Annotated in this window: 24 protein-coding genes; 11 read left to right on the forward strand and 13 right to left on the reverse strand. The window is 68.7% G+C overall.

What is annotated here, in order from left to right; all coding sequences use genetic code 11:
- Nucleotides 1-52 precede the first annotated feature (52 nt).
- On the forward strand, nucleotides 53-1,003 hold the full coding sequence (locus A5691_RS14325) for a GlxA family transcriptional regulator (protein WP_067750544.1): 951 nt from the start codon (nucleotides 53-55) through the stop codon (nucleotides 1,001-1,003).
- 66 nt (nucleotides 1,004-1,069) lie between these two features.
- Nucleotides 1,070-1,759 carry a DJ-1/PfpI family protein gene (locus A5691_RS14330; RefSeq protein ID WP_231972788.1) on the forward strand — a complete coding sequence of 230 codons (690 nt, stop codon included), beginning with the start codon at nucleotides 1,070-1,072 and terminating at the stop codon, nucleotides 1,757-1,759.
- A gap of 48 nt (nucleotides 1,760-1,807) precedes the next feature.
- Here the strand turns inward: A5691_RS14330 and A5691_RS14335 are convergent, their stop codons facing one another.
- Nucleotides 1,808-2,281 (reverse strand): nuclear transport factor 2 family protein, encoded by a 474-nt coding sequence (locus tag A5691_RS14335; RefSeq protein ID WP_067750535.1) that lies wholly within the window; start codon nucleotides 2,279-2,281, stop codon nucleotides 1,808-1,810.
- Nucleotides 2,282-2,339: 58 nt separating this feature from the next.
- Here A5691_RS14335 and A5691_RS14340 point away from each other — a divergent pair, with 58 nt between their 5' ends.
- On the forward strand, nucleotides 2,340-3,110 hold the full coding sequence (locus A5691_RS14340; RefSeq protein WP_067780253.1) for an SDR family oxidoreductase: 771 nt from the start codon (nucleotides 2,340-2,342) through the stop codon (nucleotides 3,108-3,110).
- Nucleotide 3,111: 1 nt separating this feature from the next.
- Here A5691_RS14340 and A5691_RS14345 read toward each other — a convergent pair whose 3' ends face one another.
- The 5 genes from A5691_RS14345 to A5691_RS14365 form a co-directional block, all read right to left on the reverse strand.
- On the reverse strand, nucleotides 3,112-3,885 hold the full coding sequence (locus tag A5691_RS14345; RefSeq protein WP_067750525.1) for a YqjF family protein: 774 nt from the start codon (nucleotides 3,883-3,885) through the stop codon (nucleotides 3,112-3,114).
- Nucleotides 3,882-4,541, reverse strand: a complete 660-nt coding sequence (locus A5691_RS14350) for a hypothetical protein (protein WP_067750521.1) — start codon at nucleotides 4,539-4,541, stop codon at nucleotides 3,882-3,884. Before A5691_RS14350 ends, A5691_RS14345 begins: the two co-directional genes overlap by 4 nt.
- A gap of 27 nt (nucleotides 4,542-4,568) precedes the next feature.
- Complete coding sequence (locus tag A5691_RS14355) at nucleotides 4,569-5,801, reverse strand: serine hydrolase domain-containing protein (protein ID WP_067750518.1); 1,233 nt, start codon at nucleotides 5,799-5,801, stop codon at nucleotides 4,569-4,571.
- A 71-nt stretch (nucleotides 5,802-5,872) separates the two neighbouring features.
- Nucleotides 5,873-7,708 (reverse strand): fatty acyl-AMP ligase, encoded by a 1,836-nt coding sequence (locus A5691_RS14360; protein WP_067780251.1) that lies wholly within the window; start codon nucleotides 7,706-7,708, stop codon nucleotides 5,873-5,875.
- A 104-nt stretch (nucleotides 7,709-7,812) separates the two neighbouring features.
- Nucleotides 7,813-8,883: a serine hydrolase gene (locus tag A5691_RS14365; protein ID WP_067780248.1), complete on the reverse strand. Its 1,071-nt coding sequence runs from the start codon at nucleotides 8,881-8,883 to the stop codon at nucleotides 7,813-7,815.
- A 158-nt stretch (nucleotides 8,884-9,041) separates the two neighbouring features.
- On the opposite strand from A5691_RS14365, the gene A5691_RS14370 reads away from it, so the two are divergent.
- Entirely contained in the window at nucleotides 9,042-9,509 is a 468-nt protein-coding gene (locus A5691_RS14370) for an SRPBCC family protein (protein ID WP_067750504.1), read from the forward strand.
- Nucleotides 9,510-9,533: 24 nt separating this feature from the next.
- Here the strand turns inward: A5691_RS14370 and A5691_RS14375 are convergent, their stop codons facing one another.
- The 5 genes from A5691_RS14375 to aceA form a co-directional block, all read right to left on the reverse strand.
- Complete coding sequence (locus A5691_RS14375) at nucleotides 9,534-9,875, reverse strand: hypothetical protein (protein ID WP_067889628.1); 342 nt, start codon at nucleotides 9,873-9,875, stop codon at nucleotides 9,534-9,536.
- A 74-nt stretch (nucleotides 9,876-9,949) separates the two neighbouring features.
- Nucleotides 9,950-11,113 (reverse strand): LLM class flavin-dependent oxidoreductase, encoded by a 1,164-nt coding sequence (locus A5691_RS14380; protein WP_068019362.1) that lies wholly within the window; start codon nucleotides 11,111-11,113, stop codon nucleotides 9,950-9,952.
- A 180-nt stretch (nucleotides 11,114-11,293) separates the two neighbouring features.
- The gene (locus tag A5691_RS28030) at nucleotides 11,294-11,692 is read right to left on the reverse strand and encodes a hypothetical protein (protein WP_067750496.1); all 399 of its coding nucleotides are present in this window, start codon (nucleotides 11,690-11,692) and stop codon (nucleotides 11,294-11,296) included.
- A 158-nt stretch (nucleotides 11,693-11,850) separates the two neighbouring features.
- On the reverse strand, nucleotides 11,851-12,054 hold the full coding sequence (locus A5691_RS28035) for a hypothetical protein (RefSeq protein ID WP_067750493.1): 204 nt from the start codon (nucleotides 12,052-12,054) through the stop codon (nucleotides 11,851-11,853).
- A 413-nt stretch (nucleotides 12,055-12,467) separates the two neighbouring features.
- Nucleotides 12,468-14,759: an isocitrate lyase ICL2 gene (gene aceA, locus A5691_RS14395; protein WP_067780856.1), complete on the reverse strand. Its 2,292-nt coding sequence runs from the start codon at nucleotides 14,757-14,759 to the stop codon at nucleotides 12,468-12,470.
- A 323-nt stretch (nucleotides 14,760-15,082) separates the two neighbouring features.
- Between aceA and A5691_RS14400 the strand changes: the two genes are divergently transcribed.
- The gene (locus tag A5691_RS14400; RefSeq protein WP_067750487.1) at nucleotides 15,083-15,457 is read left to right on the forward strand and encodes a hypothetical protein; all 375 of its coding nucleotides are present in this window, start codon (nucleotides 15,083-15,085) and stop codon (nucleotides 15,455-15,457) included.
- Here the strand turns inward: A5691_RS14400 and A5691_RS14405 are convergent.
- Nucleotides 15,454-16,176, reverse strand: coding sequence for an MBL fold metallo-hydrolase (locus A5691_RS14405; RefSeq protein WP_068018492.1), 723 nt, complete (start codon nucleotides 16,174-16,176; stop codon nucleotides 15,454-15,456). The two genes, A5691_RS14400 and A5691_RS14405, sit on opposite strands and share 4 nt — an antisense overlap.
- Nucleotides 16,177-16,250: 74 nt before the next feature.
- Here A5691_RS14405 and A5691_RS14410 point away from each other — a divergent pair, with 74 nt between their 5' ends.
- From A5691_RS14410 to A5691_RS14430, 5 genes are read left to right on the forward strand one after another with little or no spacing between them, the layout of a single operon-like run.
- Nucleotides 16,251-16,577 carry a helix-turn-helix transcriptional regulator gene (locus A5691_RS14410; RefSeq protein WP_067750483.1) on the forward strand — a complete coding sequence of 109 codons (327 nt, stop codon included), beginning with the start codon at nucleotides 16,251-16,253 and terminating at the stop codon, nucleotides 16,575-16,577.
- Nucleotides 16,574-16,984, forward strand: coding sequence for an SRPBCC domain-containing protein (locus tag A5691_RS14415; RefSeq protein WP_068018489.1), 411 nt, complete (start codon nucleotides 16,574-16,576; stop codon nucleotides 16,982-16,984). The genes A5691_RS14410 and A5691_RS14415 overlap by 4 nt, the downstream gene beginning before the upstream one ends.
- A 20-nt stretch (nucleotides 16,985-17,004) precedes the next feature.
- The gene (locus A5691_RS14420; protein ID WP_068018486.1) at nucleotides 17,005-18,009 is read left to right on the forward strand and encodes a medium chain dehydrogenase/reductase family protein; all 1,005 of its coding nucleotides are present in this window, start codon (nucleotides 17,005-17,007) and stop codon (nucleotides 18,007-18,009) included.
- Nucleotides 18,010-18,044: 35 nt separating this feature from the next.
- Nucleotides 18,045-18,488 (forward strand): SRPBCC family protein, encoded by a 444-nt coding sequence (locus tag A5691_RS14425; protein ID WP_067760702.1) that lies wholly within the window; start codon nucleotides 18,045-18,047, stop codon nucleotides 18,486-18,488.
- A 50-nt stretch (nucleotides 18,489-18,538) separates the two neighbouring features.
- Entirely contained in the window at nucleotides 18,539-19,147 is a 609-nt protein-coding gene (locus A5691_RS14430) for a YbhB/YbcL family Raf kinase inhibitor-like protein (RefSeq protein WP_068018483.1), read from the forward strand.
- A gap of 3 nt (nucleotides 19,148-19,150) precedes the next feature.
- On the opposite strand, the gene A5691_RS14435 is transcribed toward A5691_RS14430, so the two are convergent.
- Nucleotides 19,151-20,713, reverse strand: a complete 1,563-nt coding sequence (locus A5691_RS14435; protein ID WP_068018481.1) for an NAD(P)/FAD-dependent oxidoreductase — start codon at nucleotides 20,711-20,713, stop codon at nucleotides 19,151-19,153.
- Nucleotides 20,714-20,820: 107 nt separating this feature from the next.
- On the opposite strand from A5691_RS14435, the gene A5691_RS14440 reads away from it, so the two are divergent.
- Nucleotides 20,821-21,420, forward strand: a complete 600-nt coding sequence (locus A5691_RS14440; protein WP_067889393.1) for a TetR/AcrR family transcriptional regulator — start codon at nucleotides 20,821-20,823, stop codon at nucleotides 21,418-21,420.
- Nucleotides 21,421-21,434 lie beyond the last annotated feature (14 nt).

A 21,434-nucleotide genomic window follows, 5' to 3' on the forward strand; every position in this document is an offset into this window, starting at 1 on the left:
GTGGGGTGCGCGGCGTAGACGACATCCCGGGGTGTGCCGAACACTTAGATGCATGACTCGCAAGGTGGTCATCGCCGGTTTTCCCGGCGTACAGGCGCTCGACGTGGTGGGACCGCACGAGGTCTTCACCGGCGCGTCGCTGCTCACCGGGGGCGGGTACGAGGTCGCACTGGCCTCCATCGACGGTCAGGCCGTCACCACCCCGACGGGACTGGCCTTCGTCGCGGCGCCGCTGCCGGACCCGGGCGAACCCGTCGACACGGTGGTGCTGCCCGGCGGCGGCGGTGTCGACGCCGCGCGGTCGGACGCCGAGCTGATCGGCTGGATCAAAGCCGTCGCCGCGACCGCCCGCCGCGTGGTCACGGTCTGCACGGGCGCGTTCCTGGCGGCCGAGGCCGGGCTTCTGGACGGGCAGCGGGTGACCACGCACTGGGCCTTCGCCGGTCGGCTGGCCCGCGAGTTCCCCGCGATCGACGTGGACGCCGATCCGATCTTCGTCCGCAGCTCGGAAACCGTGTGGACCGCAGCGGGTGTCACCGCGGGCATCGACCTGGCGCTCTCGCTGGTAGAGGACGACCATGGCACCGAGGTCGCGCAGACCGTCGCGCGCTGGCTGGTGCTGTATCTGCGCCGTCCCGGCGGGCAGACGCAGTTCGCGGCGCCGGTATGGATGCCGCGGGCCAAACGCAATTCGATCCGCACCGTGCAGGAGGCCATCGAGGCCGAGCCTGGCGGCGAGCACAGCATCGACGAGCTGGCCCGTCGCGCGGCGATGAGCCCCCGGCACTTCACCCGCGTGTTCACCGCCGAGGTCGGCGAGGCGCCCGGCCAGTACGTCGAGCGGATTCGCACCGAAGCCGCGCGCCGGCAGTTGGAGGAGACCGACGACACCGTCGTCGCGATCGCCACCCGCTGCGGGTTCGGCACCGCGGAAACCATGCGGCGCAACTTCCTTCGCCGGGTCGGCATTCCGCCGGACCAATACCGCAAGGCCTTCGCCTGAAAGGAAAGGACGACACCCATGACCCAAATCGCGATTGTGACCTATCCGGGCTTCACCGCGCTCGACATGATCGGCCCGTACGAGGTGCTGCGCAACCTGCCGGACGCCGAAGTGCGGTTCGTCTGGCACGAGGCGGGGCCGATCACCGCCGACTCCGGTGTGCTGGTCATCGGGGCCACCCACTCCCTGGCCGAAACCCCTTCGCCCGACGTGGTTCTCGTGCCGGGTGGTCCGTCGACACCGGTGCATGCGCGCGATGAGGCGTTGCTGGACTGGCTGCGCAGGGCGCACCGAAGCGCTGCGTGGATGACGTCGGTGTGCTCGGGGTCGGTCATCCTGGCGGCCGCCGGCCTCCTCGAGGGCCGCCGCGCGACGTCGCACTGGCTGACCGTCCCGGCGTTGAAGGCGTTCGGTGCGGTGCCAGTGGGCGACGAACGGATCGTGCACCAGGGCAACGTCGTCACGTGTGCGGGAGTGTCGGCGGGACTCGACCTGGCGCTGTGGCTCGCCGCCGAGATCGGCGGCGAGGGCCGCGCCAAGGCGATCCAGCTGGCGATCGAATACGACCCGCAGCCGCCGTTCGACTCCGGCCATCTGTCGAAGGCGTCGGCGACCACCAAGGCGGCGGCCACCGCGCTGCTGTCCCGGGAGAGTGTGAAGCCGGCCAACATGAAGGCCGCCACGATGCTGGCGTGGGAGCAGGCACTGGCGGCCGTTCGGTCGCGGCGGCGGGTGCGACAGCCGGTGACGAGTTAGTCCGATGGTGGCGACACGTCCCCCGGCTTCGCGGGGGACGGGCCGCCACTAGCCTGGCTGGAGGATCTCGTCTGACGCGAGCTGTCCCCCGGCCTGCAGCCAAGCCGTCACCACGCCGGGCGCGTCCCGGTTCGGGTTGTAGATGTCCTCCTCGCTGGAGAACAGGCCGTTTCCGGCGTAGACCAGCCGCGTCCAGTTCGGGAACCAGAACGGCTCACCATTCGGATCCGTCGGGTGGTCGAGCAGGTTCTTGATCATCACCACGACGGCGTCGTTCTCCTCGTCGTAGGCAGTCCAGTCGGACGGAAATCGCATGTGCGGGAACGGCGCCATGACGGCCACGATCCAGTCCCGCACCGCCTCGCGGCCGTGAAACACTCCGTAGTGATGTTCGGTGTAGACGACATCCTCGGTGAAGAGATCGGCGAAGGGTCGCCAGTCGCCCGAGGCGCTGCACCCCTCCACCACCCGCGTGTAGTTCTCGACCGCTTGCTCGATTTCTGCCCTGGTGAATTTGCCCATGGCGGACACACTAGAACTTGTTTCGGTTATAGGTCGCTCGTCTGGATAGGGATCTCGCATGAACGTCTTGAAGTTGTTTGATCTCCGCGGCAAACGGGCGTTGGTGACGGGGGCGTCCAGCGGCATCGGCAAGAAAGTGGCGCAGGCCTATCTGCAGGCCGGCGCCGACGTGGCCATCGCCGCGCGGCGTGCCGACGCTCTGGACGAGGTGGCCCGCGAGATCGCGGCGGACGGCGAGGGCAGGGTGGTGCCCATCCCGTGCGACGTGACCCGGCCCGACCAGGTGACCGCGCTGCTGGACCGGGTGACCGCGGAGCTGGGCGGGATCGACGTCGCCGTCTGCAACGCCGGCATCATCACCGTGACACCGGTGCTGGAGATGTCCCCGGAAGAGTTCGAACGCATCCAAAGCACCAATGTCACAGGCGTTTTCCTCACTGCCCAGGCGGCCGCGAGGGCGATGGTCCGACAGGGTCGGGGCGGCAGCATCATCACCACGGCCTCGATGTCGGGCCACATCATCAACATCCCGCAGCAGGTCGGCCACTACTGCACGTCGAAGGCGGCGGTGATTCACCTGACCAAGGCGATGGCTGTGGAGTTGGCGCCGCACAACATCCGGGTCAACAGCGTCAGCCCGGGCTACATCCTCACCGAGCTCGTGGAGCCGATGACGGAATATCACCGGCTGTGGGAGCCGAAGATTCCGCTCGGGCGGATCGGCCGCCCCGAGGAACTCACCGGCCTCTACGTTTACCTGGCCGGCGAGGCCTCCAGCTACATGACCGGATCCGACCTCGTGATCGACGGCGGGTACACCTGCCCGTAGGTCACGCGACGACGACGCGGCGGCCGAAACGGGTTCGCACACCCGGCGAGAACAGCGCGCGCAAGCGCTCGCCGGCGGGCCGCACCATGCTGGCCGCCACCAGCTCGTCGTCCAGCTCGACGACCTCGGCGGCGCACAACGGCCAGGGTTCGTGCTCGTTAGGTACCCACCAGGTTCGCCCGGCCCAGCGGGTGTGTGCGCCCCACCGGGCGGTGAGCCAGACCTCGAGCGGCGTCGGGTCCACCGGGGCGCCGACGGTGACCTCGACGCGGCTGCGCAGTCCGCGCCGCGGCCATCGGCGCACGCTGTGGTACGTGACGCGGTCGCCGCGCCGGCTTGTCCGCATCCTCGCCCAGGTGTAGGGCACGCCGAGGCCGGCCCGGACGACCGGGACGACCGCCAGCCGCGTCGTTTCCAGCGACCGGAACAGCACCCCGTGCCGGCCGGAGTCGTCGACGGAATAGAGCCGTACGTTGGTCTCCGGGAAGCGGCCGAAGTACGGAAGCGGAAGGGAGGAGCCGACTTTGGTGCTGTCCATGACGAACGGAACCAGCCCGACGTAGGTCATCCCGTCGGCGAAGACGTCGGGGCGGGTGCCGGGCGGATACATCGTTTCGACGGTGGCGGGCCGGACCGGCCAGTGGATGAACGTCAGGTCCCGCCACCGCTGGTCGAACGTGACGGGGCCGCGAAGCGGCGGTGGTGTGACCGCGAATCCCGCGACGGGTTGGCTGCCGCCGGGCTCGGCGACCGGCGGGCCGGGCACCGTGGTCATCCCTCCAGCTCCCCGAAGACCCTGCGTTCGATGCCGGCTTGGGTGGTGGCCGGCAACACGACGAGTCCTTCGAGTTCCTGACGCGCCAACTCGTAGGCGCGCCGGCGTTCCTGCGGTGCCGCGGCGGAGTCCGACGCGACCCGCAGCAGGTTCTGCGCGCGCGCAATTCGCTGCTGGTCCGCGCGGGAGAAGTCGCTGCGCCGCCTGCGCATCGCTTCCGTCTCCGCGGTGTTGAAGGCGGTCACGTAATCCTCGACGGCGGTCCGGTATTGCGCGGCGGCCTCCCGGTCGTCGAGGAGATCTTCGGCTTTGCCGGGGCGCAGGAAATCGGCCCGCAGCTTGGCTTTGTGGAACGCGACCGTCAACGGATCGCGCATGTCGGTCATGAGCGGGAAATCCAGGAGCTTGGCGACGTCGAGTTCATAGTCGAGCCATCGCGTGTCGGTGCGGCTGTGCTCTTCGAGGACGCGGCGCAGCGACCGCCACTGGGCGACGTGGTTGTCGCCGGTGTCCGGTGGCGTCTCCGGCCGGTCGGCGACCGGCGGTGGCTCGGCCCGGCGCCGGTTGGCGCCGAACGAGCGGGCCACGGCGACGGCGGCACCCACCAGGGGCAGGACCACGATCAACAGCTCCGCCAGCCGGATGAGCAAACCCACACGGCCAGGATGCCATCACTGTCGTCGTCACGTCTGCGGTCGCACGCCGAGGACGTCGCGAAACAGCGCCTGCCGCAACGCGAGTTCGCGCGGGTCGCTCCAGAGGTGAAACCCCAGCCGGTTCATCACGTAGGCGAACCCGACGCCGGTGTCCGGGTCGGCGCAGCCGAATGACCCACCGAAGCCCGGAGTTCCGAAAGCCCTGCCCGACGATCCGAATTCGAAGTGGGGCACGGGTTTACAGAAACCGAGGGAATACGCCACGTCGACGTTCATCACCTTGTCGCGAATGCCCCGGCTGGGCGGGAGCGCCGGCGCCGCGAGCGCCTCGACGGTATCCCCGCCCAAGCCGAGTTCGGCTCCCCCGGTGGCCGCGCTGCCGTACATGCGCGCAACCGCCCGGGCGGTGCCGATGCCGTTGGCGGAGGGGATCTCGACCGCCCGAACGTCCTCGCGGTTGTAGTCGCCGTTGAACGGGTTGACGCCGCGAGGCACCGCGATCATGCGGGCCGTCAGTCCGACGGGGTTCAGCGAGGCGCCCACGAACCCGGGCGGCATCACGTTCAGGTGCAGCAGCGATTCGGCGCGCACCCAGTGGTGGACGTGCGCGACCCGCTCGCGGTCGACCGAATCCGGGAGGCCGATGTGGAGGTCGAGCCCGAGCGGCCGGACGATCTCGTCGGCCATGAAACGGCCCAGCGTGCGGCCGGCCGGGTCCGTCCGTCGGATCAGCTCGGATTCGTACCAGCCCAGCGTGATCCCGTGGTAGCCGTGCCGCGAACCAGGTCGCCACGCCGGTGCCTGGGCCGCCAGCATGGGCGAGAGCCTGGCCGGATCGGCTACGTCGGCCAGCGTCGGCTTCGGCTTGAGCGCGCAGACCCCGGCCTGGTGCCCCAGGAGCTGGCGGACGGTCACATCGCCCTTGCCCGCCTGCGCGAACTCCGGCCAGTAGTCGGCGACCTTGGCGTCGTAGGAGATGAGCCCGCGGGAAACCGCGACGGCCACGACCAGGGCGGCAACACCTTTGGTCGTGGAGAACATGTTGACCATGGTGTCGGGCTGCCACGGTTGTTTCGCCAACCCGTTGCGGTAGCCGCCCCACAGGTCGACGACCTTGACCCCGTCGCGGTAGACGGCGACGGCCGCGCCCACCTCCGCGCCGTCGCGGAAACTTGCGCGAAAGGCGTCGGCCACCTTTCCGTAGCCGGCCTCCACGTCGCCGCCGATCAGGTCAGCGGGCACCGCAACCTTGAGAACCATTGTCCTGCCTCCGAAAGGGAGACTAAGTCAGCCGCGGCGGCCGGGGCCGTTTTTCGGGCCGTCCGCCCGGGTCAGTGTGCGCCCAGGCCGCCGCTCAGGTATTGGGCGCGGCAGGCCCGGCGCGCCAGCTTGCCGCTGGTGGTGCGCGGGATGGCGCCGGCGGGCAGGAAACACACGTCGGCGACCGGCAGCCCGTGGCGGCGCGAAACGGCGGCCCGGATCGCCTCGATGGCCGGCTGCGGATCGGCCCTGCTGGTGCCCGTCGCCCGCTCGGCGATGACCACCAGCTGTTGATCGGAGTCTCCGGCCGGGACGGCGAAAGCCGTCACGTATCCGCGCCGGACGATCGGGGAAGCTTCGGCGACGGTCGCCTCGATGTGCTGCGGGTAGTGGTTGCGGCCGGCGACGGTGATCGTGTCGGCGATCCGGCCGGTGACGTACAGCTCGCCGTCGAGATAGGTGCCCAGGTCCCCGGTCCGCAGCCACGCGCCGTCGACGGCGGATCCCGCCGCGTGACTGCCCTCGGCCAACCGGCAGTGCAGCCGACCGCCGAACGCTCGCCGGGTGTCCTCGGGCAGCCCCCAGTAGCCGCGACCGACGTTGTTGCCCTGCACCCAGATTTCGCCGACGTGACCGTCGGGCAGTTCGGTCCCGCCGTCCGGGTCGACGATGACGGCCCACTCGCTGCGGCCCACCTGGCCGCAGGACACCTGCGCGACGGCCTCCGGGGCGTCGGCCGGCACCCGTACCGCGCGGCCGGCGCCCAGCTCCGCGCGGTCGAAATACGCGGCCGTCGCCTCCGCTTCGGGCGCGATGGTCGCGACGAACAGCGTGGCCTCCGCGATGCCGTAGGAAGGCTTGAACGCCGTCGGCGGCAGGCCGTATGGGGCGAACGTCTTGTTGAAGGCGTTGATCGCATCGATGCTGACCGGTTCGGATCCGATGATCAGCACCACGTTGCTCAGGTCGACGGCGTCACCCGGCGCGGGCAGCCCCCGCTGGGCCGTCCATTCGTAGGCGAAGTTCGGCGCCGCGGTGACGGCCCGGCCCGCCTCGGCCGACAGGGCTTTGATCCAGCGCTGCGGCCTGCGCACGAACGCCGCGGGCGACATCAGCGTGGAGTGCCCCCCGTACACCGCGGGGAAGCCGATCATCGACAGTCCCATGTCGTGGTACAGCGGCAGCCAGCTGACACCGTGGGTGTTGCGGTCCAACAGGTCGATCGAAAGGATCATCTGCACGAGGTTGGTGCCCACCGCCCGGTGCGTGATCTCGACGCCGACCGGGGGCCGCGTCGAGCCCGACGTGTATTGCAGATGCGAGACGTCGTCGTGGCGCAGCTCGGTGGGGGTGAACGAGTCCCGCGCCGAGTCGGGTATTTCGTCGATGACGATGACCCGCGGCCGCTGCAGCTGCGGGAGCGTGCCCAGAAATTCCTCGACCGCTCCCCTGGCCGCCGCCGTCGTCAGCACGGCGGTCGGCCGCGAATCGCGCAGGGCCGTGTCCAGACGTTCGGCGTGGCCGGGCAACTCGGGCGCGAACAGTGGCACCGCGATAGTGCCGGCCTTGATCGCCGCGTAGAAGCCCGTCACGTAGTCCAGGCTCTGCGGCGCCAGGACGGCGACCCGTTCGCCAGGGCCGGCGGCTTGCTGGACCCGCGCGCCGATCGCTTCCAGCCGCACGCCGAACTGGTTCCACGTCACCTCTTCGGCCACGCCGTCGGCGGAGCGGTTGTAGTCCAGGAAGCGGTATGCCACCGCGTCACCGACGTTGGCGATGTTGCGGTCGATGAGGGAGATGAGCGTGACGTCCGCCGGGGGCATGATGTTGCCCTCGGCATCCAGGCAGTCCTCGATCTTGAGCATGCCGGGGACACTTGGGGCGTGCTGCCCGGAACCGAACTCCATGGACCCCACTGTAGGCAAGGCGGCGCGGCAACCCGTCGTGCCGCGACCGTGACGATCGGTACGGCGGCGCGCGAAGGGTCTTGTCTGCGAATCGAATCCGTCAGCTACATCCAGAGCTTCGCCAGCGCCTCGGCGAGGGCCTCCGGATCCTGCTTGTCGGTGTTGCAGGTGATGGCCACCGACGTCGCCCGGTCCTTGCTGACCCGGAAAGCCGTGACGAATCCGCCCCACGAACCATCGTGATCGAGTGCGCCGTTGGCCAGCAGGTAGATCCCGGCACCGTAGCGGTCCCCGCCGCCCGGTTCGGTGGGCACGGCTCCGGCCAGTTGGGCACGGAGGAGCGCGGGACCGCCCACGCGGCCGGTGCGGTAGTTGTCCGCCCAGCGGACCAGTTCGCTGGGTGTGGTCTGAATGCCGCCGTCACCGACCTGCCCCCAGCCGGACGCGACCGCGTTGCCCTCCTTGTCGTAGCCGACAGCCTTCCCGGGAATCGGCCCGGTGGGATCGACGACCATGTTCAGCCCGAGGGGGCGAAAGATGTGGCCGGAGAGGAATTCCGCCAACGGTTCGCCCGAAGCACGGTGCACGATCTCGCCGAGCAACAGGTAATTGGAGTTGGAGTATTCGAATCGCGAACCGGGCGGGAACTCGAGCTGGTCGACGCCCGCCAGCGCCCGCAGGGCCTGATCCTCGGTCGTCCGGTCGCCGACCTGGGTGCCCTGCGCCTCGAGCAAGCCGACGTAGTCGGGAATTCCGCTCGTCTGGTGCATCAGCTGCTCGAGGGTGACGGTGTTCGCCCACGCTGGCAGCTCGGGCGCGTGCCGGGAAACGGGGTCGCCCAGCGTCAGCTGACCGGCGGCGACCAGCAGCAGCACCGCTCCGGCGGTGAATTGCTTGGACACCGACGCGATGTCGAACACCGTGTCGGGTGTGATGGCCTCGTGCGTCGAGACGTCCGCCAGGCCGCGCACCCCGGTCCAGACGACTTTGCCCTCGACGCCCGCGGCGGCCGAGCACCCCGGATCGCGTGCGCCGATTGCGTCGTCGAGCACCCGTTGACTGCGGACGTGGGCGTCGGCGCCGCCGGTGGTGGAGGTGGCGCGGACGCCGTCGTGGCCGCCGCCGCAGGCGCCGAGCAACAACGTGACGGCAAACATCAACAACGCCTGCCGCATTCGCCGATTGTAGGCACCACCCGATCGACGGCCGGGTGCTTTCGCCGCGCCGCCGGCGGAGGGGCCGGCGAACCCCGTCCGGCGGGGGCGCTGCGCGGGCGGTAGCCTACGCGCGAACGGCCGCCAGGGTCGGCGTTGGATCTCCCGGGGAGTGGGTCATGTCAGGCAGGACGTATTCGTTCGAGGTCACCGGTACCAGCACCGCGCCCGCGGCGACGCTGTTCCGCCTCGTGACCGACGGCGCGAACTGGTCGAAATGGGCCAAGCCCATCGTCGTCCATTCGAGTTGGGCGCGGCAGGGTGATCCCGCGCCGGGCGGGATCGGGGCGGTCCGCAAGCTCGGGATGTGGCCGGTGCTCGTGCAGGAGGAAACCGTCGAATACGAGCAGGACCGGCGGCATGTCTACAAGCTGATCGCGCCGTCCAACCCGATCAAGGATTACGTCAGCGAGGTGGTCCTCACGCCGAACCCGGCCGGCGGCACGGACATCCGCTGGACCGGCTCGTTCGTCGAGGGGGTCCGTGGCACGGGTCCGGCGATGCGGGCCGCCATGGGCGGCGCGGTCCGGTATTTCGCGCGTCGGCTGGTGGAGACGGCCGAGCGCGAGTCGACCGGCCAGCGCTAGCCGCGCCTGCGTCCACGGCAGGCGCTACGGGTTGTTGGCCTGCTGCTCATCGAGCTGCGCCTGCTGCATGCTCTGTTCGAACTGCTGCTGCGCCTGTTCGTTTTGCTGTTCGGCCTGCTGCATGGACTGCTGCAGCTGCTGCTGAGCGAGCTGCTGCTGCAGCTGGGCTTCGTCGTCGTCGTCATCGGCGGCGAAACCGTTCCCGCCGGAAAGGTCGGGCGGTGCCTGTGGGAATGCCGCCACGTCCGTCGGGCGCGCCGATGCCTGCGCCGCGTCGAACGTGGTGAACAGAGCGACGGCCGCGGCCGCCGCGAAGACGAGCTGCGCGATGTGTCGCCGGGGGTGGTGAGGGGTTCCGGTGGTCATCCCTCAGTTGTGCGCCGAAACCCTAGCTGCCACCTGGGAAGGGGCTGTCGCCGGAGTATGAAGCCTCCGGATCGCTACTTCGAGTCGACCTCGTCCTGGTACTTCTTCGTCATGTGCGCGACCGCATCCAACTGAGATTGCGCGAGGCTGTCCCGGGCCTGTCCGGCGCGCGCGGCGGCGTCCAGGGTCGGCTGCGCCTGGCCCTGGAAATGCGGCATCACTTCGGCGGCGAACAATTCGGCGGACCGTCTGGTGGCGGCGGGGTTGGCCCACTCGTGGCCCATCTGCAGCATGCAGCCGAATCCGCCGGATTGATCCCACAGCCGCTGGACCTGTTCCCGTGCCCGCTCCGGCGTGCCGATCACGCCCGCCCCGTTGTCGTTGATGACGTCGATCATCTCGTCGAGCTGCTCACCGGGCATCGTCATTTGCGGGAAGGCGGCCACCTTCTGGAAGTAGCGGAACCACGGCTCGATGCCGAACTTGACCTCTTCGCGCGCCTGCTTCTCCGTTTCGGCGAGGTGGAACAGGCCGACCAGGCTCCAGTTCTTGCGGTCGACCTGCGTCCCGAATACCGCCGCGCGCTCCTCGACGATGCCCCAGTGATAGGACAGCGCGTTGAAACCCTCGACGGTCAGCGTCGCGCCGATGGACAGCAACCCGATGCCGTGCTTGCCGGCCAGCCGCGCGCCCGTCGGTGACGCGACCGCGGCCACCGACAGCGGGATCCCGCCGTCGGAATACGGGGCGAGCTGCAACTTGGCGTCGAACAGTTGGTGCGTGGCCGTCTTGGCGCTCACGGTTTCGCCCGCGAGCAGGCGGACAACGATGTCGAGGTTCGTTTCGAGCAGCTCGCGCGTGTCGGTCGGGGTGAGTCCGATCATCGACGAGTCGCTGGGCAGGGAGCCCGGCCCCACGCCGCCGATGATCCGGCCGTGGGTGAGGTGATCCAGCAGCATCAGCCGGTCGGCGACCCAGAGCGGGTTGTGGTACGAGAGGGAAATGACGCCGGTGCCAAAGCGAATCCGCTTGGCGCGCTCGGCCGCCGCGGCGATGAAAACCTCTGGCGAGCTGATGATCTCGCTACCCGCCGAATGGTGTTCACCCAGCCACACTTCGTCGAAGCCGAGGGCGTCGAGGTGCTCGATGAAGGCGAGGTCACGCTGCAGCGCAAGCGTCGGATTCGTGCCCGCCCGATGGAACGGCGCGATGAAGTATCCAAACCTGAGCTTCGCCATCGAAGTCCCCTTGCAGCCGAGTAGGCCAGAACCATAACTCGAATGCGGACTCCCGCCTAGGCCGTCACGCCAGAAAGCCAGGTGGGCGAGAGGTTTTCAGCCGGCGGGGCCAGGTGATCCCGGCCCCGCCGACTAGGCGAGCAAGTTCGTGTTGTCGGGCGGTCAGCGCTCAGCGACGTGTCAGTAGCCGCCGCAGACGTTCCCGACGCAGCCGCCACCGCCACCCGGGCCGCCGCCGCCACCCCCGACACCGGGGATGCTGCCGCCACCGCCGCCGGGGCCGCCGCCGCCCGTCGGACCGCCGGGGACGCCGCCGCCACCGCCGCCCGGGCCGCCGCCGCCCGTCGGACCGCCGGGGACGCCGCCGCCACCGCCGCCGGGGCCCCCACCGCCCGTGGGGCCGCCCGTGGTGCCACCGCCCCCACCCGGGGTGGACGGGGCCACGGTGGACGACGGCGTGGTCGTGGGCGTGGTCGTGGTGCTGTTCGTCCCCTTGTTGCCGCCGCCGCATCCGACCGCGAGCACGAGCATGGCCGCGCCACCGAAGAGCGCGACCGAGTTTCTGGCTGCAGATCTCATCTGGAAGTCCCCAATCCCCACTTGCACCACGGCAACTGGTCCACTTCTCCTTACCCCGGCACACGGCCGGGCAAACGGGTCGCGGTGCGGGGGCTCCAACCCGCGGAGACGCCGATGGCCCATCACCGGGATGGGCCATCGGAGAAAAGGAGGTCGGGTTAGCAGTCGAGACCGGACACGCAGCCCGCCAGGGTGGCCGGGTGGGCACCGGACGCGACCGTCGGTGCCGCCGTGATCCCGGATGTCGCGTGCGTCGCCGCGCCGGCGGTCGGGCTGACGCCGAAACCGCCGAATCCGACCGCCAGGGCCACCGCGGCCATCCCGCCGAACACCGCAACCGCCGTTCTCATCTGCGCCTTCATCAGCCACTCCCTTCCCTTTGTGCGCGTCTGGAGGTGGCGCGCATCCATACCCAAATTCTACACCTGTGCAACTGTTGCTCCAGACAAGTTTTTGCCGTCACCCATGCGCGGTGCACCCCGTTGGCCGCCAGTAGCGGTAAAGGGCTGAGGAAACGGGACTTGGCGTGACGAGACGCTTGCGCGGAACCGGGGCGCGTTAGGAGCCGATGGCCCATCTCGGGCTAATGGACCATCGGCGAGTCAAATCGTATCCGCGGACAACTGTTGCTATGCGGGATTCTGGTTATGCGCCGGTAAGAAACTTTCTTATTCGTAAATTGGATAGTCCGCTCGCGGCATGACGCCAAAGCCCCGCTCTGAGCGATGGCGTAGGCAGAACTCGAGCGAACCGCGGTTCGCTCGAGGGCCGCTCCTTAGTCTTCCTTGGTGATCAGCTTCCGTAGCGCCACGCGATCGGGCTTCAGCAACTCCTCGATGCGCGGACGGTTCACCTCGGCGACGATGATCTCGCCGACCTCCTGGTTCACCTCGGTGAAGATGCCGTGGGACTTCATCTTCGACGTTTGATACTGATTGTCCTCGGTCGGCGTCACGTAATACACCGCGTCGGCCTTGAAGCGGTGCACCAGCCATAGGTGAATCAGCGTCATCAACCGCTTCTGGCGCAGCTTTTCGGCGAACGTGTTCTGGTCGCGCACCGTGAGGATGCTGCGGCCGTGCCGATCCTTGATCGGGTCGAACACGACGTTGGCCAGCTGCTCGTCCCCGTTTCCGTGGATCCCCAGCACCAATACGTCCGAGCCTGGCCGGCGCGGCCGCAGCTGCACGCGCAGCTTCTCGCCGAGCTGGTAGTGCTCGCTCCACAGCGCCAGCCACTCCTCCAGCAGCTTCTTGGGCACCTCCGTCTGCACGAGGTGCTGGTGCTGGGTCGAACCCTTGCCCATCGCCTTGGTGGTCGCGGTCCGGCCCGAGGACGCCTGCAGCGCCGCATCGCTGCGCGGCCCGCCGACCAGCGTCTGCGGCGTGCGATACGGCGACTCCACCAGGCGCATCTTGCGCTGCAGGCGAGCCAGCGCCAGCATGCCGTCCTGCCTCAGGGACGCCGCGAACTCCTCGGCGGCGACGCCGTCGATCTGGTGGCCGCCGTAGGTGATGAAGTTGAAGACGAAGCCCATCTTGCCGAGCTCCTCGGGGAAGCGCTTCATCTCCTCATCGGTCATGCCGGTGGTGTCCCAGTTGAACGACGGGGACAGGTTGTAGGCCAGCATCTGCTCGGGGAACTCGGCGTGGATCGCCTCGGCGAACTGCCGGGCGTCGGCGAGATCGGCCGTCTTGGTCTCCATCCAGAGCACGTCGGCGAACGGCGCCGCGGCCAGCGACTTGGCGATCGCATAGGGGATGCCGCCGCGGATCTGGTAGTAGCCCTCCGGCGTCTTCGCCAGCTCGCAGTCCCACGGCGGGTCGACGCCCAGCTGCTTCGCCTTCTCCCGTGCGGCGTAGAGCGACGCGCGCTGCGCGAATTGCCGCCATTCCGCCGGGCTCATGCCCACCGGCTCGTCCTCTTCGCTCTCGCTGAATTCGAGCACCTCCGCGACGGCCTCGCCGTAGGTCATCAGGCCGGCGTCGTCCTCCCAGGCCGCCACGAACCGCGACTCGACCTGGTCGAAGAGGTCGTCGATCGAACCCTGCCCGTCTTCGCGCCGGGCGTTGACGGCCTCGGAGATCAGTCCCTGGATGCCCTGGCGTTCCAGCCATGCGCTGGCCGCGGCGTACTCCGAATCCGCCAGGGCGTAGAGGAGATGGCCGTTGAGTTCCTTGACACCCAGCTCGTAGAAGCGGCGGAGTAGCGCCAGGAAACAGGCCTTGTACGACGGGATGTTGAGGTTGGTGGCGCCGAGCAGGAACGGCTGGTCGCGCTCGTCGGCGCGGCTGTCGATCAGGTTGGCCGCCTCGGCGTCGGTGCGGGCGACGATGATCCCCGGCACCCGCATGACGTCGAGCTGGAAGCGAGCGGCGTTGAGCCGCTTGATCTGTTCGTCGGAGGGCACCAGCACCTTGCCGCCCTGGTGGCCGCACTTCTTGGTGCCGGGGCGCTGGTCCTCGATGTGGTAGCCGGCGACGCCCACCTCGACGAAGCGGCGGACGAGGTTGCGCACGTGCGGATCGCCGCCGTGGCCGGTGTCCGCGTCGGCGATGATGAACGGGCGGTAGTCGTAGGCGGGCGTGCTGGCTCGCTGCGCCTCGCTCATGTTGAGCCGTTGGTATTGCTGGTTGCGGTCGGCGGTCAGCAGGGCGCGGACGAGTACCGCGGCGTCGTCGGGCACCTGGCTCAGGGGGTAGCTCGCCAGGTCCGGGCCGGGGTCCTCGGTGGTGGAGCCTTTGGCCGACGTTGCCCAGCCGCCGAGGTAGATGCCCTCGATGCCCATCCGCTTCATCGCCACGGCCTGGCCCGGCGAGTAGGGCCCGAACGTGGTGATGCTCTTCTTGGTGGCGAACAGCTCGCGAAGCCGGTCGTAGAAGGCCGCCGCCGCCTCGCGCGCCACGATGTAGTCGGTGGGGATCGTGCCGCGTTGTTCCACTACCTGGCGGGCCGTGTAGAGACGAGTGATTCCGGCGAACCGCGGGCCGTCCATGTATCGCTGGGTGGCGGCGATGTCGTCTTCGTACGAGGTCCGGACTTCAGTGTCCGAGTCAATGATGGCCATGGCCCTACGCTCCCTGTTCGGCACGATTCCCTTGAACGTGAGTCTATCCCCGGGGGTGACGGATAAATCAGGGGTCGAAAGACCCGTGCCAAAACTGTTGCCAACTGCCCTACTCCGGCCCGCGCCGGCGCCACGAGGCCGCCGGGCACACAAGATCGTCGGTATCGCCGCAACGGCCCGAACCGGCGCTCGCATTTCGGATTCGATGAGAATCTTTGTGCTGCAATGGTTGTCGATAACATCCAGCCCTTGCCCCGACTGGCCGGAAGAGTTGAAATACGAAAAACCGGCGAATCCAGCAAACAAGAGGTAGGGTAATCGCCGTGCAGACGGAATTGCGCTATGACCGGTGGTATCTACCGCTTTCGGTTCCCGTCGGAATGGGACCCAAGCGCAGCGAGCTCAGGGTGGATGCCGGCACCCTACACGTCAAGATGGGTTGGGCATTCGACGCTCACGTACCGCTGGCGTCGATCACCCGGGCCGAGCGGGCGGACGACCGGGTCTTCACCTTGGGGGTGCACTATTCGGGTGGACGCTGGCTCGTCAACGGTTCGGGTAAGGGCCTGGTGGCCTTGACGATTGAGCCACCGGTGGAGGCGAAAGCCGTGGGCCGAACGATTTCGCTGCGCGAGTTATGGGTCAGTGTCACCGACCCGGATGCCCTGATCGCCGCCTGCACCGGCCCGCGCGTCTAACCCGGCTCGAGGCCCGCTCGTCGGGCCAGCCAATCCCGCTGGCGGCGGATGAAACCGGCGTCGACGACGCTTCCGTGGCCCGGCACGTAGATGGCTTCGGGTCCGCCCGCCGCGAGTATCCGATCGAGGGTGAACGGCCAGGCGGCCAGATCGGAATCGGCATCGATATCGGGGTCGGCGGACTCCTCGACGAGATCACCGGTGAAGACGACAACCGGGTCGTCTTCGCCGTCGACGCCGGGCGCGATGACGACCAGGTCCGCAGTGGTGTGTCCCCGGCCCAGGTGGGCGATCGTCACGGAGCGGTCGCCCAGGTCGACGACCGCGTCGTGGACGCCGCGCCGCGGTGGCTTCAGCGCCGCGACCGCGCGGTCGACCTCAGCGGCGTCCGCGCCATAACTGACGGCATCCGAACGAAGGTGATCGACGGCGGACGACAAGTATTCGACGACCTCAGGGGCGCAAAGGATTTCAGCTCCGCCGAACGCCGAAGAGCCCAGGACGTGGTCGAAGTGCTTGTGCGTCAACACGACATGCGTGACCGGTCGTCCCGCGAGCTCGCGGACGTCGGCGGCGATCGCGTCGGCTTCGACCAGCGTGGTGCCGGTGTCGACGAGCAGCGCGCCGGTGCGGCCCCGCACCAGGGCGACGGTCACGTCGCAGAACGCCAGCCGGCAGCGCTGCACGCTGGGTGTCAGCCGCTCCCAGGTGAAGTGCATAACCGGGAAGATAGCGGTCACCGCGGCCCGCTGCGGGCGCCCGGGATGGTTGACACGTCGGAAATATCCGACATATATTGCCGGGCGTGGCTGGCACCGACCGCGTCTTCCTCGCGCTGGCCAATCCCGTGCGGCGGGAAGTCCTGGAGATCCTGTCCCGCCAGCCGCTGTCCGCCGGGAAACTCTGCGAGCGGTTCGACCTCAGCCGCCCCGCGGTCGCCGAGCACCTCAAGGTTCTGCGCGACGCCGGGCTGGTGGCCGACGAGCCGCAGGGCCGGCATCGCATCTATCACCTGACCGCGGAACCGTTGGCGCAACTCGGTGAGTGGCTGCATCCGTTCGAGAAGTTCTGGCGAGCACGACTGGCCAAACTCGCCGAGACGGCAGAGGAGTGGGAATGAGGAAGACGTCGACGCCCGCGACGATCCGGGTGGATCAGTTCGTGGCCGCCCCGCCTGCGAAAGTGTGGCGCTTGTTGACCGAGCCGGACCTGCTGCGGCTGTGGTGGGCCGAGTGCGACGTGGCCGCGGTCGTCGGCCACCAGTTCACCCTCGACATGCCGGGCTACGGCACGCAGCCATGCAAGGTGCTCGAGGTCGATCCCCCGCGCCGGTTCGTGTACACCTTCACGCCCGCGTGGACGCTCACCTGGCGCCTGGAGCCGGAGGGTGACGGCACCCGAGTGTTCTTGGAACACAGCGGTTTCGACTTGGACGACAAGAGGATGGCCGACGCCTTCCGGCGGATGGAGCCCGGCTGGTCCGGCGTCGTCCTCCCCCGCCTGGCCGACGCCGTCAACCGGGCCTGAGCCGCCGGGGAGGAAGTGCAATGCGTGCAGTCGTCATCACCAAGCGCGGCGATCCATCGGTGCTGCGGGTGCAGCAGCGGCCCGATCCGCCGCTACCGGGCCCGGGACAGCTGCGGGTCGCGGTGCGCGCGGCGGGGGTGAACTTCGCCGATCACCTCGCCCGCGTCGGCCTGTACCCAGACGCGCCGAAACTTCCGGCGGTGGTCGGTTACGAGGTCGCCGGGACGGTCGAGGCCGTCGGCGAGGGCGTCGATCCCGGCCGCGTGGGCGAACGGGTGCTGGCGGGCACGCGGTTCGGCGGCTACGCCGAGGTCGTCAACGTGACGGCGAGCGACTCCGTGCCGCTGCCGGCCGCGATGGGCTTCGAACAGGGCGCCGCCGTCCCGGTCAACTACGCGACCGCATGGGCCGCGCTGCACGGATACGGGTCGCTGCGCGCCGGTGAACGGGTGCTGGTGCATGCCGCGGCCGGCGGCGTGGGCATCGCGGCCGTTCAGTTCGCGAAAGCGGCCGGGGCCGAGGTGCATGGCACCGCATCACCCGCCAAGCATCAGAGGCTGGCCGAACTGGGGGTGGACCGAGCGATCGATTACCGCCGCGACGGCTGGTGGGAGGGCCTGCAACCGTACGACCTGGTGCTCGATGCGCTGGGTGGCACGTCGTTGCGGCGGTCCTATGCGCTATTGCGACCGGGCGGAAGGCTTGTGGGCTACGGGGTTTCGAATCTGCAGCACGGTGAGAAGCGCTCTCTGCGGGCGGCGGCCCCGCACGCGCTGGCGATGCTGCGCGGGTTCAACCTGATCGACCAACTCTCGGAGTCCAAGGCCGTGATCGGCCTCAACATGCTGAGGCTGTGGGACGACCGCGGCACGCTCGAGCCGTGGATCACCCCGCTGACGGAGGCGCTCGAGGACGGGACCATCGCTCCGATCGTCCACGCGGCGGTGCCCTTCGACGAAGCGCCGGAGGCGCACCGCATTCTCGCGGCGCGCGAGAACGTCGGCAAAGTGGTCCTGGTTCCGTGAGTTTTTAGCGGCGCCGCAGTGGTTATCTATCCTGCATGGCTGTCACCGAATCCCGCGAGGTCGTCATCGAAGCGACACCGGATGAGATCCTGGATGTGCTGTTCGACATCGAATCCCTGCCCGAGTGGTCCTCGGTTCACCAAAAGGTGGAGGTTCTCGAGCGCGACGATCAGGGCCACCCCACCAGGTCGAAGCAGGTGGTCAAGCTCGTCGGGGTCAGCGACGAACAGGAGCTGGCGTACACCGTTCACGACGACGGGGTGAGCTGGACCCTGGTCCGCGCCAAACAGCAACGCGCGCAGGACGGCCGCTACACGCTGACGCCCGACGGTGACTCGACCCGGGTGAGCTTCGATCTGACCGTCGACCTGTTGATGCCGGTGCCCGGGTTCCTGATCAAGCGCGGGTCCAAGAGCCTGATGGACACCGCCACGAAGGGGCTGCGTAAGCGGGTGCTCGACAAGAAGCGCGACTCCTAACGGCGCTCTGGCCCTACCGGACGGCCGCCCCGCGGTCCACACTGTCCCTTATGAAATCGCCGACCCCGCGCGGCCCTCGCAGGATCGCACCGATCATCGGCGGGCTGGCGATCATCGCCGCGCTGGCCGGCTGCGGCGGCCACGGCGACACCCATATGACCGCGCCGTCGACGCCCAAGGTGACGACCCTCGGGCGCACCGTCGCGGCCGCGCCCGCCGGGGCCCCGTTGACCATCAGCAGCCCGGCGTTCGGTGACGGCGCCCCGATCCCCGTGCAGTACACGTGCAAAGGGGCCAACATCGCGCCGCCGCTGACGTGGTCGGCGCCGCTGGGGGCGGCGCTCGTGGTCGACGACCCGGACGCCGTCAACGGGCTGTACGTGCACTTGGTCGTGACCGGCATCGCCCCGGGTCCCGGTAGCACCACCGACGGTCAGACGCCGGCCGGCGCGACCACGCTGCCGAACTCGGCCGGACAGCCCGCGTACAAGGGCCCGTGCCCGCCGGCGGGAACCGGCACGCACCACTACCGGTTCACCCTTTACCAGCTGCCCAACGACTACCAGCTTCCCGGTGGCCTCGCGGGCGTGCAGGCGGCGCAAACGATCGGTGGCGCCGCCACCGCCCAGGCGCAGCTGACCGGAACGTTCGCGGGCTGAGCGTCAGGCCATGTCGTCGAGCGCTTGATAGCCCGCGTTGTAGCCGGGGGTGAACGTGATGCCCGGCCCGCCATGGCATCCCGCGCCGCCGAGGTAGAGACCGTCGATGGGGATCGGGAAGTCGAGGAAGCCCTTGGGGCCCGGCCTGTTCGGGCCCATCAAGTCCGGATGCAGCAGACCGTGGCAGAAGTCGCCGTCGGGCGCGCCGAACATCGTGTTCATGTGGTAGGGCGCGAACGTGATGTGGCGGATCACGATGTCCTTGAAGTTCGGGGCCAGCCGGGTGATCTTGTCGATAACGCGTTGGGCCATAACATTTTTGAGGTGCCCGTGCTGATCGCGGCTGACTTCGACCGGGAAGGCGTACGCGTAGGCGCTGGCGGCGTGCTTACCCGGCGGCGCCATGCCCGGATCGTGCACGGACGGTATCTGCATTCCCATCGACGGGTTGTCCGGGACGATGCCCCGGCGGCAGTTCTCCCAGTGCAGCTGTTGTTCTTCTGGATCGCCGAAGATCCCGACCGATTGCTGCATGCCTTCTTCGTTCAAGAACTCATACGGTGCGGCGAACTCGGGCAGTCCGTCGAGGGCGAAGTGGATCTGCACGAACGAGGCCCGGTGATCACGGCCCGACAGCCGCGAGACCAGCTCCGGCGGAACGTGTTCGGAGTCGATGAGCTCGGTCAGCGTGACGTCGGGCGCGAGGTTGGAAACCACGATGGGGGCAGTGGTGGTGGAGCCGTCGCGTAACCGCACCCCGGTCACGGCGCCGTGGTCGACGAGTATCTGCTCGACCTTGGCGCGATAGCGGATCTCTCCGCCGTGGGAGACGAACAGCTCACGCAGGTGTTCGGTGAGCGCGCCGATGCCGCCCTTGAGCTTTGTCATCATCGCGGTGGCATCGTCGGGCACGGCCAGCGCGAACGCGAGGCAGGTCGCGCTGCCCGGTGTGTAGGGCCCACGATAGGTGGAGTTCACGGCCAGGAATGCGAGCATCCCCCGCATGACCGCGTGCCTGTCCTTGTCCGGCAGGTAGCGGTCGATGACGTCCATCGCCGACCCGAACAGCATTTCGTGAATTGCCCGGCGCTCCGCGTCGTTGGCCGCGCAGGCATACATCTCGTCGAGGGTCTTGGGTGGCGTGCGGACGTCGAAGCGGCCCAACGCCTTTGCCGGTCCCTGGCTCCACCCGATCAATTCCGCCATGCCGGTGACGGCTTCGATTCCGTGCTTGTCGCCCAGGTGCGTCATCAATTGCATCGGGTCGCGGTAGAAGATCATCGGTTCCTCGCCGTTGTCACCGATGTTGGTGGACATCACCTCCGGCTCCACCGTCGGCAGGGTGTCCAGCCCCAGGTCCTTGGTGATCTGGCTCGCGGTGGGAAACTGCACCGACCCGGCGATCTCGTAGCGGAACCCGTCGATCAGTTCGACGGTGGCCGCCATGCCGCCGGCATAGGTGTTGGCTTCCAGGCACAGGGTGCGCAGGCCCGCGCGCTGTAGCACCGCCGCCGCGGTCAATCCGTTGTGGCCCGCTCCCACGACGATCGCGTCATAGTCCGGCATGGCTTCCTCCCTCGGGTCGGCGCGTGACAACAATATGTCAGTACTGACATAATTGGAAGATGTCAGCACTGACCAGTTCAGGCCGGCTGGGCTACCATCTCGATGGGATGAGCGCGCCGACGAACCGCCACGAGCTACGCCGACGATCGACACACGAGGCGCTGCGCCAGGCGGCCTTGAAAAGCTTTGCCCGCAAGGGGTTTGCCAACGTCACCGTGACCGAGCTGGCCAGGGAAGCGGGCGTCACCGAACGCACCTTCTTTCGCCACTTCCCCACCAAGGAGGCGGTGCTCTTCCAGGACTACGAGACGCAGCTGGAATGGCTGGCGGAAGCGCTCGCCGGCCGCCCCACCTCCGAGTCACTCTTCGATGCGGTGCTGGCGAGCGTCGCGGCTTTCCCGCACGACCTCGAAGTGGTCCGCCAGGCCGCGACGGCCCGTGCGGAGCTGATCAGCGCGGAGCGCATCGCCGGTCATCTGCGCGTCGTGCAGGCGTCGTTCGCGCACGTGCTGACCGACTTCGTCAAGGGCCGCAACCCGGGAGTGGCGAACATCGATCTGCTCGCCGAGGTCACGGGCTCGGCCCTGGCCGCCGCCCTCGTTGTGGCGGTGGAGAATTGGGGCCGCAACGGCTGCACCGGGGAGCTCGGCGAGCTGGTGGCGTCCAGCCTGGATCTGCTGCGGTCGGGTCTGGCGCCGCTCGCGTGATTCGTTGAGTGTGC

This window comes from Mycobacterium sp. E183, assembly GCF_001667735.1.
Taxonomy (GTDB): Bacteria; Actinomycetota; Actinomycetes; order Mycobacteriales; family Mycobacteriaceae; genus Mycobacterium.